The organism is Vibrio sp. 704 (genome assembly GCF_033339295.1).
Map to the genome: position 1 here is coordinate 1 of NZ_JAWOUH010000203.1, position 903 is coordinate 903.

1 protein-coding gene is annotated in these 903 nt (G+C 44.3%); it reads right to left on the reverse strand.

Annotated elements, in window-relative coordinates; genetic code table 11:
- A partial coding sequence (locus R7R24_RS25455; RefSeq protein ID WP_318119887.1) for a Na/Pi symporter occupies positions 1-903 on the reverse strand: 903 nt, incomplete at both ends.

A 903-nucleotide genomic window follows, 5' to 3' on the forward strand; every position in this document is an offset into this window, starting at 1 on the left:
GGCTTTGTTTTTGATAGCAAGCTCTGAAATCATTTCAGCGCCTTTTACTGGGATTTCACGTAAGAACGGAATACCAAAGATAAACAGTGTCGCCAAAATATTAAAGGTTAAGTGTACTAGCGCAATCTGAAGAGCAAACACAGCAAACTCACCAGATACTGCGGTAGCTGCAAGTAGCGCAGTGATACACGTACCGATGTTCGCACCTAGAGTGAATGGGTAAATGTCACGAACTTTAAGAACACCAGTACCTACAAGTGGAACCATCAAGCTTGTTGTTGTTGATGAAGATTGTACCAACACCGTCACGATCGAGCCTGATACGATACCGTGGATAGGACCACGACCAATTGCATTCTTCAGAATATCGCGAGCACGGCCAACCATTAGGCTCTTCATTAGCTTACCCATTACTGTGATAGCAACGAAGATTGTAGCGATACCTAAAACAATTAGAGCCACGCCACCCATGGTGTCACCAAATGTTGATAGCGGTTCTTTGATAGCAGAAACAACAGGCTTAGTGATTGGCTTGATGAAGTCAAAACCCTTCATGCTCATGTCGCCAGTGTTCAATAGTGGCGAAACCAACCAGTGAGAAATTTTCTCTAGAATGCCGAACATCATTTCCAAAGGAAGGAAGATCAGAACAGCAAGAAGGTTAAAGAAGTCGTGGATCGTCGCACTAGCAAATGCGCGCTTGAATTCTTCCTTACAACGTACGTGACCTAGTGAAACCAAAGTATTGGTCACTGTGGTACCAATATTGGCACCCATTACCATTGGAATCGCTGTCTCTACAGGTAGACCACCTGCAACTAAGCCCACAATAATAGAAGTTACAGTACTTGAGGATTGGATTAGGGCTGTTGCTACTAGGCCGATCATAAGACCAGCGATAGG